The 16,724-nt window shown below is 61.5% G+C and carries 8 protein-coding genes and 1 riboswitch; of the genes, 5 read left to right on the plus strand and 3 right to left on the minus strand.

Annotated elements, in window-relative coordinates:
• Positions 1-6: 6 nt before the first annotated feature.
• Together pks2 and ACO07W_RS19010 are read right to left on the minus strand one after the other, a co-directional pair.
• Positions 7-6,291, minus strand: coding sequence for a sulfolipid-1 biosynthesis phthioceranic/hydroxyphthioceranic acid synthase (gene pks2 / locus ACO07W_RS19005; protein ID WP_421845220.1), 6,285 nt, complete (start codon positions 6,289-6,291; stop codon positions 7-9).
• Positions 6,292-8,321: 2,030 nt separating this feature from the next.
• Positions 8,322-8,588 (minus strand): hypothetical protein, encoded by a 267-nt coding sequence (locus ACO07W_RS19010; protein WP_421845221.1) that lies wholly within the window; start codon positions 8,586-8,588, stop codon positions 8,322-8,324.
• A gap of 202 nt (positions 8,589-8,790) precedes the next feature.
• Between ACO07W_RS19010 and ACO07W_RS19015 the strand changes: the two genes are divergently transcribed.
• The 4 genes from ACO07W_RS19015 (at position 8,791) to ACO07W_RS19030 (ending at position 15,117) form a co-directional block, all read left to right on the plus strand.
• Positions 8,791-11,331 (plus strand): hypothetical protein, encoded by a 2,541-nt coding sequence (locus ACO07W_RS19015; protein WP_421845222.1) that lies wholly within the window; start codon positions 8,791-8,793, stop codon positions 11,329-11,331.
• Positions 11,332-11,610: 279 nt separating this feature from the next.
• Positions 11,611-13,365 (plus strand): AMP-binding protein, encoded by a 1,755-nt coding sequence (locus ACO07W_RS19020; protein WP_421845223.1) that lies wholly within the window; start codon positions 11,611-11,613, stop codon positions 13,363-13,365.
• 91 nt (positions 13,366-13,456) lie between these two features.
• Positions 13,457-14,557 carry a zinc-dependent alcohol dehydrogenase gene (locus ACO07W_RS19025; RefSeq protein WP_421846107.1) on the plus strand — a complete coding sequence of 367 codons (1,101 nt, stop codon included), beginning with the start codon at positions 13,457-13,459 and terminating at the stop codon, positions 14,555-14,557.
• Entirely contained in the window at positions 14,554-15,117 is a 564-nt protein-coding gene (locus tag ACO07W_RS19030) for a carboxymuconolactone decarboxylase family protein (protein WP_421845224.1), read from the plus strand. The genes ACO07W_RS19025 and ACO07W_RS19030 overlap by 4 nt, the downstream gene beginning before the upstream one ends.
• 75 nt (positions 15,118-15,192) lie before the next feature.
• On the opposite strand, the gene ACO07W_RS19035 is transcribed toward ACO07W_RS19030, so the two are convergent.
• Positions 15,193-15,627, minus strand: coding sequence for a PaaI family thioesterase (locus tag ACO07W_RS19035; protein WP_421845226.1), 435 nt, complete (start codon positions 15,625-15,627; stop codon positions 15,193-15,195).
• A gap of 327 nt (positions 15,628-15,954) precedes the next feature.
• Positions 15,955-16,124, plus strand: a riboswitch (M-box (ykoK) riboswitch).
• A gap of 284 nt (positions 16,125-16,408) precedes the next feature.
• Between ACO07W_RS19035 and ACO07W_RS19040 the strand changes: the two genes are divergently transcribed.
• On the plus strand, positions 16,409-16,693 hold the full coding sequence (locus ACO07W_RS19040; protein WP_421845227.1) for an Rv1535 family protein: 285 nt from the start codon (positions 16,409-16,411) through the stop codon (positions 16,691-16,693).
• Positions 16,694-16,724: the final 31 nt, after the last annotated feature.

A 16,724-nucleotide genomic window follows, 5' to 3' on the forward strand; every position in this document is an offset into this window, starting at 1 on the left:
CCTACCTCACGAGGGTGCTGCAATGTCGGCTTTTGATGTCAATTGGTCATAAAGGAGATCGGCCAAACCTCGGATGGTGGTGATGTCGGACGTTGTAATGCGGATCTTCGTCTCGGCCTCGATGTGAGTACGCAGTTCAAGGTTCCCCAGCGAGTCAAGGCCGAACTCGGAGAGCGGCCGGTCGGCATCGACTGTGCGGCGCAGAATCAGGCCGACTTGCTCGGAGATCAGCCGCCGGAGCCGGGTTGGCCACTCCTGCTGGTCCAGATCGTCCAACTCGGCAAGGAACTTGCTTGTGCCCGAACGGCTTTGTCCCATCGATTGGAACATTTCCGCGAAAGGGCTTCGCTGCGAAAAGGCTTTCAGCCAGGGTGATCCAATCACCGGGGCGTAGCCGGTGTAGGCGCGGTCGTGGCGGAGGACCGTCTCGAAGGCGTAGGCACCCTCGTCCGGAGCGATCGCGTCGCCTGCATCCTCGGCGAAGGTGGTTGCCCGACCGATCTCACCCCAGGCGCCCCACGCGATTGAGGTGGCCGGAAAGCCATTTGCGCGTCGCCAGTGGGTGAAAGCGTCCAGCCAGCTGTTGGCCGCCGCGTAGGCTCCCTGCCCCGGTGAGCCAACAAGGGCTGCCGCCGATGAGAACGAGCAGAACCAGTCCAGCGGTTCGCCAGCTGTGGCCTCGTGCAGATGCCATGCGCCATAGACCTTGGGGGCCCAGTCGCGCTCGATTAACTCGTCGGTGATGTTGGTCAAGGTGGCATCCTCGACGACCGCGGCGGCGTGCAGCACACCGCGTAGCGGCAGACCAGTGGCGGTTGCCGTTGCCACCAACCGCTGCGCGGTATCCGCTTGGGTGATGTCGCCACATTCGACCACGACATCAGAGCCGATCGCCCGGACCAGTTCGATTGTCTCCAGGGTTTTTTGATCGGGCGCTGACCGCGAGGTAAGCACGATCCGGCCGGCGCCCGCGCTGGCCATCTTCTCGGCGAAAAACAATCCCAGACCGCCGAGGCCGCCGGTAATGATGTAGGAACCATCACGACGGTAGATGTGGGCCTGCTCCGGAGGCATCACAACGCTGCTGCGTCCGGCGTGGGGAACGTCGAGGATGAGCTTGCCGGTGTGTTCGGCTGCGCCCATCACCCGGATCGCCGTTGCGGCCTCGGCAAGAGGGTAGTGGGTGCTCGGGGGCAGTGGCAGCACCCCTTCGGCGGTCGATCGGTAGACCGTGCTTAACAATTCGCGGACCGCATCGGGGTGGCTCAATGACATCAACCCGAGGTCCACACCGTAGAACGCGAGATTCTGACGGAACGGAAAGAGGCCGAGTTTGGTGTCACCATAAATGTCGCGTTTGCCGATTTCCACGAATCGCCCGCCCAGGGCCAGCAGTTTGATTCCCGCCAATTGGGCAGCACCGAACACGGAGTTGAGCACGATGTCGACGCCGTAGCCGTCGGTGTCGCGGCGGATCTGTTCGGCGAAGTCGATGCTGCGGGAGTCGTAGACGTGTTCGATTCCCATGTCGCGGAGCATTTGTCGGCGTTTCTCGCTGCCGGCGGTGGCGAAGATTTCGGCTTCGGCGGCGCGGGCGATCGCGATCGCGGCCTGTCCCACCCCGCCGGTCCCGGAGTGGATGAGCACCTTCTCGCCGGCTCTGATACGAGCCAGGTCGTGCAGCCCGTACCAGGCAGTGGCCGATGCGGTGGTCACGGCGGCAGCCTGAGCGTCGGTCAGACCATCGGGTATGGGGGCAGCTAGGCGGGCATCACAGGTGACAAAAGTGGCCCAGCAACCGTTGGCGGACATCCCGCCGACGTGGTCACCGACTTGATGATCGGTGACGTCGGGTCCGACCGCGGTCACCACGCCGGCGAAATCGGTGCCCAGCTGCGGTTGTTGCCCGTCCACGGTCTGGTATCGGCCGAACGTGACCAGGACGTCGGCGAAGTTGATGCTGGACGCGGTGACTGCGACCTCGATCTCGCCGGGGCCTGGCGGGGTGCGGTCGAACGAGGTGAATTCCATCGACTGCAGGTCGCCGGGAGTGCGGATCTGCAGCCGCATGCCCTGCTGTCCGTGGTCGACGATCGTGGTCTGGCGCTCCTCGGGGCGTAGCGGGCTGGGGCTTAGCCGGGCTGTGTACCACTGGTCGTTGCGCCAGGCGGTTTCGTCTTCATCCGACTCGGTCAACAGGAGTTGCCGCGCTACGGGTTCGGCGCAGGATTGTCCGTCGACGTCGATGTAGGTCGCATGTAGATGTGGGTGTTCGGCGCTGATCACTCGCAGCAGTCCGCGCAGTCCGCCTTGCTCGAGGTTGGCGTTGTCGTCGGGTAGCACCGTTTGAGCGTTTCTGGTCACGACATACAAACGCGGCACTTTGCCGACGATCTCCGGCAGTTCGCGGGCGATGCGAACAACGTTTTGGACGTATTCGCCTCCGCGGGAACCGGAGTCGGCGTCGGCTTTGTTGTTTTTGGGTGCGGTGAGTACGACTACGCCGGTGAATGCGCCGGCTTCAAGCTGGTCGTGTAGTTGTTTGGCTTGGGCCGCGTGGTCGGCGTGGTTTGGCCAGGACATGGTCGTGCATTGGGCGCCATGCAGTTTGAGCGCATCGGTGAGTTCTGTGGTGAGGATGTCGGCTGCATCGGAGGTGCTGATCAGCAGCCAGGCACCAGGATCGTCGTGGTTGTCTTCGGGTAGTTCGCGGTGCTGCCAGTCGATGGTCAGCAACCGTTCGTTGAGCACGCGTTCGCGCTCGCTGCTTTGTGAAGCGCCGGTGCCCATCTGTAGGCCGCGTACGGCCAGCAAGACGGTGCCGTGTTCGTCTAGGACGTCGAGGTCTGCTTCCACTCCTGAACTGCACGCGGTCACCGTCGTGTGGCAGTAGCGGGCGTTGCGAGCTGGGCCGTAGCTGCGCAGTCTGCGAACACCGAGCGGTAACAACAGCCCGCCATTGCCGGCGTTACGCACGCTGGGGTGTGCGGCTACCGACTGGAAGCATGCATCCAGCAGAGCCGGGTGCACGCCGTAGGCGCCCTGTTGTGACCGGATAGAGCCAGGCACGCTAACTTCGGCCAGCACGGTGGTGCCGCCGGTTTCCTGGGCGGTGTGAGCGGTCGCGAGGCCGGTGAAGGCTGGGCCGAACTGGATGCCCCGTGTGTCGAAATCTTGTCGTAGGCCATCGCCTTCCGCAGGGTTTGGATGAGCCGCCAGGAGGTCGGCTATGTTCTGCGTGGCTGGGAGGTTCTGGTCGTCGGCGGCGTGCAGCACAGCCGATGCCTGTCGGGAGCGTTCGCCGTCCTGGCTGGTTTCCACCGTGAATGGGGCGACACCGGGTGCTTCTACTGTTGCGGTGACGCCGATCGGAGTTTTGTCGTCGAGGAGCAGCATCTTCTCGAAGCGGACGTCGCGGACTTCGGACCTCTCGCCGAGAACCGCTCGCGCCGCGGCCAACGCCATCTCACAGTAGGCTGCTCCCGGAAGGGCGGCCGCATTGTGTATTTGGTGGTCACCCAACCACGGGTGCGCTTCGGTACCGACGTCGCCCTGCCACACGTGGCGCTCCGGGTCTTCGGGCAGCCGCACATGTGAGCCCAACAGTGGGTGGACCGCCACGGTGTTGTCGTGCGCAAGGCGATCCTTTTCGTCGACAATGAGTAGTCGACGGTGGGCCCATGCGGGTAACGCGGCGTCGACGAGGTGTCCGTTGGGGTAGAGCGTGGAGAAGTCGATGGCGGCGCCTGCGGCGTGTAGGTCGCCCACGAGTTTGCGCAGCCCGTGTGGCAGTGGCTGGTCGCGTCGCATGCCGGCCAGAGCCGCCACGGACATGTCGAGGCTGCGCGCGGTTTGATCGACGGCGTGGGTTAGCAGTGGGTGTGGGGACAGTTCGGTGAAGACGCGGAAGCCGTCTTCGAGTGCGGCTTGCACTGCTGCGGCGAAGCGCACCGTGTGACGCAGGTTGTCTACCCAGTAGCCGGCGTCGCAGTAGGGCTCCTCGCGGGGGTCGAACGAGGTCGCCGAGTAGTAGGCGACGTCGGGTTCTTGGGGGGTGATGTCGGCCAGGATCTCCTCGAGTTCATCGAGGATCGGGTCGACCTGTGGCGAGTGCGATGCCACGTCGACGGCCACCTCGCGGGCCATCACGTCACGCTCTTCCCAGGCGGCGACGAGGTCGTGCACGGTCTGGGTTGCTCCACCGATGACGGTGGATTGCGGTGAGGCCACCACCGCCACCACCGCATCGTTGACCCCACGCGCCATTAACTCCGAAAGGACTTGCTGGGCGGGTAGTTCCACCGATGCCATTGCTCCGCAACCGGCGATACGGGTCATCAGTTTCGAGCGGCGGCAGATGACACGCACCCCGTCGTGAAGCGACAGCGCTCCGGCGACTACGGCTGCGGCGGACTCGCCCAGGGAGTGACCGATGACCGCGCCGGGTGTGACGCCGTGTGCTTTCATCGTGGCGGCCAGTGAGACTTGCATGGCGAACAGGGTGGGTTGCACCCGGTCGATGCCGGTGACGACCTCGGCGGCGGTCATTGCTTCGGTTACCGAGAATCCGGATTCGGCGGCGATCAGTGGTTCGATGCTGGCTACTGTTGCGGCGAAGACCGGCTCGTTGGCCAGCAGGTCAGCGCCCATGGCTGCCCACTGTGAGCCTTGTCCGGAGAATATCCATACCGGGCCCCGGTCGTCTTGGCCGACTGCGGGTGGGTAGGGGATTTCGTCAGTGGCGACGTCACGCAGGGCCTCGGTTAGCTCGGCTGTGGTGCTGGCCAGCACGGTTGTTCGGACCGGCCGGTGTCCACGTCGGCGGGTGAGCGTGTAGGCCAGATCCGATGCCGCCAGGTCTGGGCCCTGGGCGTGTACCCAGTCGGCAAGGCGGCCGGCGGTTTGGCGCAGGCCGTCCTCTGAACTCGACGACAGCGGGAACAGCAGTGCGTCGCTGATAGCGGTGGTGGTTTGGGTGGCAGCGGTTGTTGCGGGTTCGGGGGCTTGTTCGACGATGGCATGCGCGTTGGTGCCCGAGATGCCGTAGGACGATACCGCGGCGCGGCGGGGGGCGTGCTGACTGTTTTTGGGCCACGGTGTGTTTTCCTGTGGCACAAACAGTTCGGTGTCGATTTGGGCGAGTTCGTCGGGCAGGCTGGTGAAGTGCAGATTCTGCGGAACCACGCCGTGTTGCAGGGCCAGGACCGTTTTCATTAGCCCCAATGCGCCTGCGGCTGACTGGGTGTGGCCGAAATTGGTTTTCACCGACCCGAGGGCGCAGGGGCCGTTGCTGCCATAGACCTCGGCCAGGCTGGAGTATTCAATGGGATCCCCCACCGGCGTGCCCGTGCCGTGGGCTTCGACCATGCCGACGGTGTCTGGGTCCACGTCGGCGGCAGCTAACGCGGCGTGATAGGCCGCTGTTTGCGCCTCGGCTGACGGTGTCACGATGTTGACGGTGTGGCCGTCCTGGTTGGCGGCTGTGCCGCGCACGACCGCCAGGATCCGGTCACCGTCGGCCAGGGCGTCCGGCAACCTCTTCAGCAACAGCATGACAGCGCCCTCGCCTGACACGAAGCCATCCGCGGCGACATCGAACGCATGACAGCGACCGCTGGCAGACAGCATTCCCGACGCGGACCCAGAGGCAAACCTCCGGGGTTCCAGCATCGCGTACACGCCACCCGCGAAGGCAAGGTCGCTTTCGCCGTCATGCAGGCTGCGGCAGGCTAGATGCGCAGCAAACAGACCGGAGGAGCATGCGGTGTCGACTGTGACCGCCGGCCCGTGGACTCTGAGCGCGTAGGAGACACGTCCGGACGCGAAGCAAGAATTGGTGCCGGTGTTGCCGTAGGGACCTTCGAAGGTATGAGCGTCGGCATGCACGAACTGATAGTCGCCGTGATTTAACCCGACAAAGACGCCGGTGAGCGAGTTGGCTAGCTTCTGGGGGGTGAGGCCGGCGTGTTCCATGGCCTCCCAAGATGTTTCCAGCACCATTCGGTGCTGTGGATCCATCGCTGTCGCTTCCTTCTCGGTGATGCCGAAGAACTCGGGATCAAAGTCACCGATGTTCTCCATGAAAGCGCCCCACTTGCAGATGGACCGGCCGGGCACACCAGGCTCGGGATCGTAATACTCGTCAATATCCCAGCGATCCGGCGGAACCTCGGTGACCAGATCGTCGCCGCGCAGCAACGCCTCCCAGAACAGGTCGGGGGAGTCGATGCCCCCCGGCAGCCGACACGCCATACCAATGACGGCAACCGGCGTAACGCGTGTCTTATCCAAGGCTATTCATGTCTCCTTAACCCGAGATTTACCCTTTTGTCGGTGGCGTATCGTCGACTCTCGGTATCTGTTCACATAACCGTGGCATCGAAGACGCGCGCAGACCCCCAAACTTCATGCCGGCCCAATAGCTGGCTGGCGTGAACAGAAGCGTAGCCGGTTGCTTGTATGCATGTGGAAAAATCGTGCAAACGTACAAAAAAACCTCTTGCCGCTGGCGTCAATATCAATCTGTGCCTGCCGTCGCAATGATCTGCTGGGAATTTGACGCAGTGGCAGGTTATCCCGGCGGCGTGCGTTGTCGGGCAGTGGTTTTGAAACCAGATAAGCTCGCGCAGTCCGATTTCGCCCTGCTCGTCTCGCGGTGTGGGCTTGATAGTCGCAGGCAGCCTGCGTCAGCTTTGCATCGGTAGCCGGCAGGGGCGACAGCAACGTATGGTCGCGTTGCTGTGAAGCTGGATTGCTGAGGTATGGAAGCGCAGTCCGAGCTTCGGTCTATAGGGTAGGCCGTTCGACGCGCGAACACGGCAGAATCGCAATATTCTCGGGTGTTTCTCCGGCTGTGATCAACGCCGTTGATGCTGATCTCGACCGGGGTCGGTCGCGGCCCTGCTCCTGAAGTTGGACTGGGCGAGGTGGTACGCCGCCCCTGCCCTCGGCGACGCGGGTGCAGAGCGATTTCCCCGTGCCGAGGTACCGCGCGACCGAGTCATGGGCGATGGGATTGCTGCGGACGCACGCTGTGCCTGGGGTTTCCTATTGGAACGTGACAACCCGCATGCACAGCGATCCTGCCTTTGTTCAACACCGTGACATTCCTTCTGCCCAGCTGCGTTGTGATCATGGCGGATAGTGCAGGAATGCTCGCATCGAGGAATGACAGCACGGGGAAACTGGCAAGGTAGTCCTGCTCACAACTGCCCGCGGCCGGCGGTGAGATAGGCCCGGCGTCGTCGATAGGAGCGGTTTTCATGCCGTGGATCTCCTAGAGCGGAGCGCAGCCGAACATCGTGTCCATATGGAGGTGACCCGCGCCGATGCGGAAGGTCAAGTGGTTATCGCGCTGGATGACGCCGAAGCCGAAATAATCCGACTCCAGCGGGGTTAATGTCGCCGTTATGTGGTCTTGCCGCTCTCTAGGCGTCATTTTGCGGTGTTCTGCGGGAATCGACTCGATATCGGCTGGATCGCTGATCGTATGCCGAACGGTGTGTCCAGTCCCCGGGAATTCGAGCTAACTTCGGTACGTGTCGCGTCTGCGCAGATGTGTGTTGAAGACGTAGGTCATCGCGCTGATATCGCACCGACAATATTCAAACGCTGCTACCACTTGCCGCGACATGGCAAGGCCGCGCGCGTTCTGGTCGCGGTGACCAGGTAGCTGCCGGATTGGGATATAGCGTGGTGGTACAGCGCTAATCGGTGCTTGCTGTGCGGTTTTTAGCAAGGCCAGCCAAGTGTGCTTCAGCCGCGCCGAACCCAGCAGCTGGGTGCCAGTTTCCCACTGTTTCTAGAGCTACATGGCCCAACAGGGCTCCGGCGTTGTTGATTTACAGCTTTCTGACCTGCGGTAACGGACCCGTTCACAGGCCAACAAGTCTCGAATCTCGCCGGTCCCGACCACCGAGTGGCCGACCCAACGAATCTTGACCTGGAAGTTTCGTTCTGCACAGCTTCGCGCGTGGCCGAAGGCCGGCGGCACCGGAAGTGAAAACTACTGATCACAGCCCTGCTAGTCAACAACGCCGTCGCCCTGCATGGCCCAAGACAACCACTGTGCCTCCGCAAGATTCAGTGTTGAGTCCTGAGCAATTCCATATCCGCGGTCGAGTCTTATGTTGTCGTCGTTTCGTTTTTCAGCGGGCGCCGGAGTCTTGCGCAATTTGTCCGCCAAAAATCGAACGGCTGTGACGGCGGTCGAATGGACGCAGACCCTGTTTTCTGCCTCGATCCAGATGCGCGCAGTTCCAGGTTTCCTAGTGAATCGAGCCCATGTTGGGAAAGTGGACAATCGAAACCAACTAGGCTGCTCAGAATCTGAATGTACCGCCCATATTTAGCGTGATCTGGCCAATGCGGCCCAGTTGTACCCCGATGCTGTCCGGGTTGCTGATGCGCTGCAGGCGTTGATCCGCCACGTGGACCAGGCCCGTCGGGTCGGTGTCACCGGTACCGATCCGGTTGAGCGTCAGGCCGTGCCGCTCCCGAATGTGGATCGGCGTACAACACACCAGACAAACCGCCAGCGGCAGCGGTGTGTCAGCGCCCGAGTGAACGCAAAACCCGACCTGTTCCACGGCCACACCCGGTATCAACCGTTACGACGCGTTTTGTCAGGTGATCGTCGCGGTGCCCTGGATGCCCACCTGACTCCGGCTCTACCAAATTCTGCCGTGACCGCACAGCCGTATGACATCGGCGTCGACCCCCTTCAAATTCACCCATGACCCAACTAGCGTGATACTGCTCACAGGAGGAGACGCGAGAGCGAGGTTGAGCATGAATGCTCCGAAGTATCCGGGGTACAAGCCTCCGGACTACTTCGCCGATCCAGATGACAGCATCGTTTTGACTCCTGATGACAGCATCGATGGTTTCTTGGGGGCAGGCGCCTACGCGTTGGAGAAGCTGGCAGCTGCGGGGTCGTGGTTTTTTGGTTGGGGCAAAGAGACCGAGGATGCATCGAATTCCGGCCCGACCTCCGTGCCCGGGGGCGTGCCGGAAGACGGCATACATGGTCAGCCTGTGGGACTGGACCTGCTGGAGTCTTATGCGCCTAGGCCAAAGTCCGGCAAGCGGGTGCACTGGGAAGACGAGCCAGAGCGGCCGGATGAAAGGCATTGGAACGACCACGGTTTCGACGGGGATCGAGGTAGCAGCGGCGACGGATACGGCCTGCGGTCAGGCGATGAGCCCGCGACGCACGGTTCTTCTTCGGGTTCGTTGAGTCATCATTCGCAAGATTTCCCCCCACCGCCGCCGGTTGATCCCCCGGACAGGCCCAGGGGTCATATCGATGCTTCGCCTGGTGCCGAAGGCGGTAGCGATGCGCTGCCGGGGCGCGCTGAGTCTGGGCTGACCTCTGCCGGCGATAATCATCTGCCGCAATGGGCCGAAGATGCGGCCCGCTGGCAGGAGTTGGCTGACTATCATGGCACGCGGGCCAATGACTACGCCGATCAGGCGGTAAAGGCTGCAGATCGGGCTCGGCTTGATCCAAGTAACGCTGAGATTCACCGCGCCGAAGCTGAACAGCTCCGCGGTTTCGCCGATCAGCAAACCCAGCTCCAACGCCAAGCCCACGAACAAACCTACCGTGCTCTTGAACACGACCCCGAGTTGACGCAGATCAAAGGCGGAATCGATGAGCAGGCGCATTTTGTCGCTGAAAACGAGCGGCTGGCTGAGGAACAGGAACAGCTAGCGGCTCGGGCTCGCATCGCGGGTGACTACACCAGAGCCAACGACCATGTAGGGCAATCTGTTCAGCATCGAGTCCAGGCGGACCAGCACTGGGACGAGGAGGCGTCGCTTCGCGACGAAATGTACCGGCGCCTCAGCGCCCCACCACCGCCGGGGGAAACAGGCGGCGGGACCCCATCGGCGCCGGGGGGTGATCCGCCTTCCGGGCCAGAACACGCTGTGGCCGATTCACTGCCGTCGAGCTCTGTCTACGGACAGCAGCCAATTTCAGCATCATATGCCGCGGTCCCGGGTGAGGTTAGTGCCACCGACTTAGAGCGAAGCGGTGATTCCTTTCAATCATCTATTAGCAGCGATTCCTTCAAGTCATTTGCTAGCAGCGAATCCTTCCAATCCGCTTTATCAAGGCAAGATGCGCCAAGCTTTTTCAAGAATCTGGATTCTGATGGCATTTCGGGTGAAAGCTATAGCCACGGTGATTCGTTGGCGCCTGGCTTTGAACAGAAAAAATATTCGGCCGCAACGCGGAACGTTTCACTTGAGTCCGTTGCGGATGAGTTCTCGCGGCCGGGTCTAAATCATCTAGATCATACCGCCGTCACCGCCCCTTTTTCACCGGAGTCGGGGATGGAACACAGTGTGGGTTTGCCGCCTCCTGGTGTCATCGTCAACCAGTATGGAGAACCTATAGGAACCATAGAGGCAGAGGGGGCGAGTTATAGCGCGGAACCCCTTTCTGGGCAGGTCATGCCCGATGCGCGTCAGCGCGAAATGCAAAAGCACCAGCAGCTAGCCGCTGAGTACCAAAGTGAAATGCAAAAGCATCAACTCCAAGAGCAAGAGCACCAGCAGCTGGCGGCACAGTACGAAAAGATGGACGCTGAGTATCAGCAGCTGAAGCGGAAAATTAGATTTCACGACCGGCAGGTCAGGAAGATCGGGCAGCAGCTAAGGGCGAACCGGTCTTCGGCCCAGTTTATCGATCAAGGCATCGCGATTCCCGGACTCGGTACGGGAAAAATATGGTTTGCACAGCTGTTAGCCGAGCCGTTCAAGCATTGGGAGAACGCTAACGCGAGGAGTATCCAGTGGCACCGGGAGCAGGCCCGCAAGCTGCGGAGTCAGCTAGCGGAAAAGTGGAGCCGGGCAACAGAAAAAGAGCCCGGACTACGAGCCCAAGAGCAGCGGCGGCTGGCCCAAGAGCAGCGGAGCCGGGTAAGAGCGGATGAGCAGAACAAGCAGTACCACGAGCAGCAAGCGCGACATTTCACAAGGAATCGGAATCGCGAACATTCCGGTCTGACCGAGGATCTAGGCGCCGGTGGGTCGGGGGTGGTGGTTAGTGATCCGGTCCTCATAGCAGATGCCACGCGGCGGATGCGGCGGATCAGTGGGAGCTTGCGTGATATTCATGGGCAGGTCTCGGCCATGGGGGTGGGGATCCGCGAAAGCGGTGAAGGAGCCACCAATCGTGCTGTCGTCCAACGGGTAAACACCCTCGCTAGTCAAGGCCAGCGCCTTACCGAGAGCATCGACGCCGCAACCAGGGGCATGGACGAGGAGACGCAAAACCTCGCGGCTGTCGAACGGGAAAATGCGCAGCAGTACAGCCGATAGCTTGAGAACACGGTTTCCCGTCCACCCGCTTGGGGCCTTTTCTGGTATCGCCGCGTTCATCCGCGCCAACTCCGCGGTTCGCTTCTCCAGCGTGCCGCGAAGTACCCCATCCGGTCCAGAGACTGATTTCCTAGAGAAGCGAAACGATGCCTCTATCGGTTTCCGGCTGGGCGGCTTGAGGTCATCTTTCCTGTTCAGGACCAACCGGCCCATGATCGACGCGCCCAATTGGCCAAAATTCGCGGATGTACGCCGCGCGTTGGCGGTAGTGTGCTGCCCGTGGTCGGATCCTCGATTCCCACGGTGCTGCGAGAGCGTGCCAGCCTGCACCCCAACGGTGTGGCACTGACCTACATTGACTATGAGCGGGGCTGGGATGGTATTGCGGAAGACCTGACGTGGTCGCAGCTGTATCGGCGAATGCTCAACGCTGCCGATCAGCTCAGGCTCTGTGGCTCTCCGGGCGACCGGGCAGTGATACTGGCCCCGCAAGGACTTGAATACGCAATCGGATTTCTTGGTGCGTTGCAGGCCGGTCTTGTCGCCGTTCCACTGTCGGTTCCGTTTAGTGGTGCCCACGACGAGCGTACGGTTTCGGTGCTATGCGACACGTCGCCCGCTGTCGTTCTCACGACGTCCTCTGCCGTTGAGAACGTCAACGAGTATTTACAGCCCCAGCCCGGCCAAAAGGCGCCGTCAATCGTTGAAATTGACTTGCTCGACTTGGATTCGCGGCAGCGGTCCCGAACTGTCGGCTCTCGGGCGGCAGCAAAAGACGCAACGGAACCTCTGTATCTGCAATACACGTCGGGGTCAACTCGCACGCCGGCCGGTGTCATGATTTCAAACGAAAACGTCTTCGCCAATTTCGAACAGTTGATGTACGACTTCTTTGGGGTTCACGGAAAGAGTGTCTCGCCGGACTCTACTGCCGTATCGTGGCTGCCGTTTTACCATGACATGGGTCTTGTCTTCGGGATTATCTTTCCAATTCTCGCGGGAATTCGTGGAGTGCTGACCAGCCCGGTCGGTTTCCTGCAGCGACCGGCCCGGTGGATGCAATTGCTGGCAGGCAATACTCACGCAATTTCGGCGGCTCCGAATTTTGCTTTCGAGTTGGCTGCCCGCAAAACCTCAGATGAGGATATGGCGGGCTTTGATCTTGCCGACGTGGTTTATATCCTCAACGGTAGCGAGCGAGTACAGCCGGTTACCCTTAAACGTTTCACCGATCGTTTTTCCCGCTTCAATCTTGACCCCGCGGTGCTGCGGCCCTCCTACGGTATGGCCGAAGCCACTGTATATGTGGCAACTCGCACATCGGGTGAGCCACCGGAAATCGTTCATTTTGAATCTGAGCAACTGGTTTCAGGCCAAGCGGAGCGGTGTCCAGCTGGCAGCGGCTCGCCGTTGGTCAGCTACGGCGTTCCGAGGTCGCCCGCGGTATGCATTGTGGATCCAGACACCGGTGCGGCGAGTCCAGACGGAACGGTCGGCGAAATCTGGGTACACGGCAGCAACGTCGCGGCCGGCTACTGGCACAAGCCTGACGAGACCGAACAGCGGTTCAAGGCAAAGTTGGTCACCGCTTCGGCAGGAACGCCCGAAGGCCCGTGGCTGAGGACCGGAGATTCGGGCTTTCTCGCTGACGGCGAGCTGTTCATCATCGGTCGTATCAAGGACCTCTTGATCGTTTATGGGCGCAACCACTCTCCCGACGACATTGAGGCGACGATCCAGACGATCACCCCAGGGCGCTGCGCGGCGATCGCGGTTCCGCAGGATGGTGCCGAGAAGCTGGTCGCGATCGTGGAGCTCAAGAAGCGTAACGACCCCGACGAGGACGCGCTCGACCGGCTTCGTGCCATCAAACGGGACGTCGCAGCGGCGATATTCGAGTCACACGGTCTGAGCGTGGCTGATCTGGTTCTGGTATCGCCCGGATCGATTCCGATCACCACAAGTGGCAAGGTCAGGCGGGCGCAGTGCGTCGAGTTGTACCAACAGCGGGAGTTCGCTCGCTTGGAGCCGTGACGGCAACGCGAGCCGCGCTCGCCCTGTCGTGTGTGACGGTGTCGCAGCTCGGCGTTTGAGCCGGGTGTGCTTCCGGCCACAATATGCTGATATAGACAGTGTGAGGGCACGGGCTTTGGTGTTAGAGAGGCCACGTAGCCTGACGGTACGAGAGTGTCCGCTGCCGACTATCGGTACCGACGATGCGCTGGTGCGGGTAGAGGCGTGCGGGTTATGCGGAACCGACCACGAGCAGTACACGGGCGAACTTGCCGGAGGCTTCGCGTTTGTCCCTGGTCATGAGACGGTCGGGACGATCGAGCAGATCGGGCCGCAGGCAGCCGAGCGATGGGGCGTCGCTGTGGGCGACCGAGTGGCCGTCGAGGTGTTCCAGTCGTGCCGCGAATGCGAGAACTGTTTGGGTGGTGAGTATCGGCGCTGCATTCGGCACGGTCTCGCCGACATGTATGGGTTCATCCCCTTCCAGCGGGAGCCTGGGTTGTGGGGTGGGTACGCCGAATACCAGTACCTGGCGCCTGATTCCATGGTGTTGCCGGTAGCCGATGGTATGAGTCCAGAGGTGGCCACCTTGTTCAACCCCTTAGGAGCGGGAATACGTTGGGGGGTAACGGTTCCCGAAACCCAGCCAGGAGACGTTGTCGCAGTTCTGGGGCCGGGTATTCGGGGGCTTTGTGCCGCCGCGGCGGCAAAAGAGGCGGGTGCCGGTTTCGTGATGGTGACCGGGTTGGGCTTCCGAGATGCCGACCGGTTGGCGTTGGCTGTGCAGTTTGGTGCGGACCTGGCGGTTGACGTCGGGGTCGACGATCCGGTTGTGGCGTTGGAGCAGGCGGCTGGGACGCTTGCAGATGTCGTTATCGATGTGACGGCGAAAGCGCCATCCGCGTTCGCGCAGGCCATCGCCCTGGCCCGTCCGGCCGCGAAAGTAGTTGTTGCCGGCACACGAGGGATCGGTGGTGGTGCGCCGGGATTCTCCCCAGACATCTTGGTGTTCAAGGAACTACAGGTTATCGGAGCGCTCGGTGTGGATGCGGCCGCGTACCGAGCTGCACTCGATTTGCTTGCATCTGGTCGCTACCCTTTCGCAAGCTTGCCCCGCCGCTGTGTGCGGCTCGAAGAGGTCGAGGATTTGCTGGCTACGATGGCCGGTGAACGTGATGGCATCCCACCAGTTCACGGAGTACTCACACCATGACATCATCTCGCGTGCCCCGATTGCCGGCCGAAGAGGCGAAAGCCGCTGCAGATGAGGCCGGCGTGCCCGACTATATGGCCCAGCTCAGCATCTTTCAGGTATTGCTCAACCATCCGAGGCTCGCGCGTGTCGTCAACGACATGCTCGCAACCATGCTGTGGCACGGCGCCCTTGACTCGAGGCTGCGTGAATTGGTGATCATGCGGATCGGTTGGCTCACCGCATGCGATTATGAGTGGACCCAACATTGGCGCGTCGCTTCCGGTCTCGGAGTGTCGGCCGACGATCTGCTCGGTGTCCGCGATTGGCAGGAATATCCTGGGTTCGGGCCGACTGAGCAGGCCGTGCTGGCTGCCACCGATGATGTCGTGCGTGACGGCAGGATTAGCGCCGATAGCTGGGCCGCTTGTGAACGTGAGTTATGCGGCGACAGAATTGTTCTCGTTGAGCTTGTCACCGCTATTGGGGCATGGCGGATGATCGCTTCGTTGCTGCACAGCCTTGGTGTCCCGCTGGAGGAAGGCGTGTCCAGTTGGCCGCCTGACGGTCGCTCGCCCTGATCGCGCAATCGGCTTTGTCCGCTTCAATTCCTCGAAAGGTCCTCGAAAGGCGAAGCGGAATACGGCGTGGGTGGTTCATACGATCCGGTAGGTCTGCACGGCGTGGGCGACGATGTTGCCGTCAGTATCGGTAGCGGTGATCTCGGTGAAGGTGAGTTCCTTGCGTCGCCGCGTGGTGCGTGCGTGGCACAGCAAGTCGCAGCGTTTGGCGGCGCCTGTGTATTGGATGCTCATTGCCACGGTGGAGGCGCGCATTCCCTTGTCGAAGTCGTGGTTGGACCAGGCAGCGGCGGCGCCGGCGGTGTCCATCGCTGAGGCGATAACCCCGCCGTGAAAGTAGATGCCGTCATTGGTCAGATCGGCTCGAAACGGAAGTCGGAGTGAGACGTCGTCGGGTTCATAGCGTTCGAACAGGATGCTAAGTCCGCCGATGAACGGTGTGTTTGTCATCAGGTCGCGTACGGCCTGGCGACGCGTGTGCTGTTCCTCGTCGGTCAATGGCTCAGCCATGGGAGCTAGGGTACCCGATGCGATTGACACATCAATCAGTAACTTGCGCCATGCCGAAACGCCTACTGGGGTCGCTGAAATCTGTGTTAGGGCCATCATTTGCGGCAGCAAATCGTCGTCGAGGCATTCTGGCTGCAGTGGACCGGCGTCGCTGGGCCAGCAAAGCCCGTCATTGCCGGCCCAGTCGCGTTGCGCGGGCATAAATCCAGGTCAGGGCGTTGCATTCTGGGTGAATCCTGTCAACGCTTGCAATGAAAGCGTAAAACTTGCAGCATGCGCCCCCATCGCGTTGACCCGGTTGTGATCGGTGGTGCATCATCGAAGACGTAAGCACCTCGTTAGGTGAGGCGTCTACACGAATACAGGCCACTGACCCCGAACGTCGAAAGACGCCCCGGGTCAGGACAGCTCTTCCCGGCTTAAGGGTTGAGCCCAGGTGGCTTCCGGCTCAACGGACACGTCGTGTGGTGCCGAAGCTCTGACGAGTGGGGTGCGGATTTCCGGCGTTTGCCGGTATTTCTGTGCTCCTTTGCTGCGCCTAGATCGTGCGGATAGCCGTGCGTCGCGACCGCGAGGAGGTGAGGGACCTAATGCGTACCGGCGATAGTCCAGACCGATATCCGTGCTTCGTTTCGTCCCGATCCGGTCTGCGGTGCGGCGTCCTCAGCTAAGTCGCCAAATCCACGGCACATTCCTGGATCGGAACCGCTGACGAAGCGGGATTAAGTCCCCACAGGTCAATCCACGAAGTGCTCGTTTGATTTGCGTCTAGGAGGCGATCATGACCGCTGCTCTGAACCAGGAACAAGGAGAAGTTGCAGCCGCAACTGACGTTGTCACCGCAGTGAACGCGGCGCAGCTGCACATTGTGTGCAATGCATCCGAGGTCCGAGCCAGCAGACCTACCAAGGCTGCACGACGACTCGACACGCAGTCGAAAAGGAATGTCGGCGACCCGCTTGTGGATGGCGCCGCCCGTTTGCTCAGCATCCCGCTGCGGCACCTGTACGCCGTGCTGTGGCGTGCTGGGCTGCTCGAAGTCCATGTTGTCGCTGATGGACAGTAAGCGGTCAGGACAGCAAGGCACTCGTCGACCG

The organism is Mycobacterium sp., assembly GCF_965230835.1.
In the GTDB taxonomy this organism is placed as follows: Bacteria; Actinomycetota; Actinomycetes; order Mycobacteriales; family Mycobacteriaceae; genus Mycobacterium.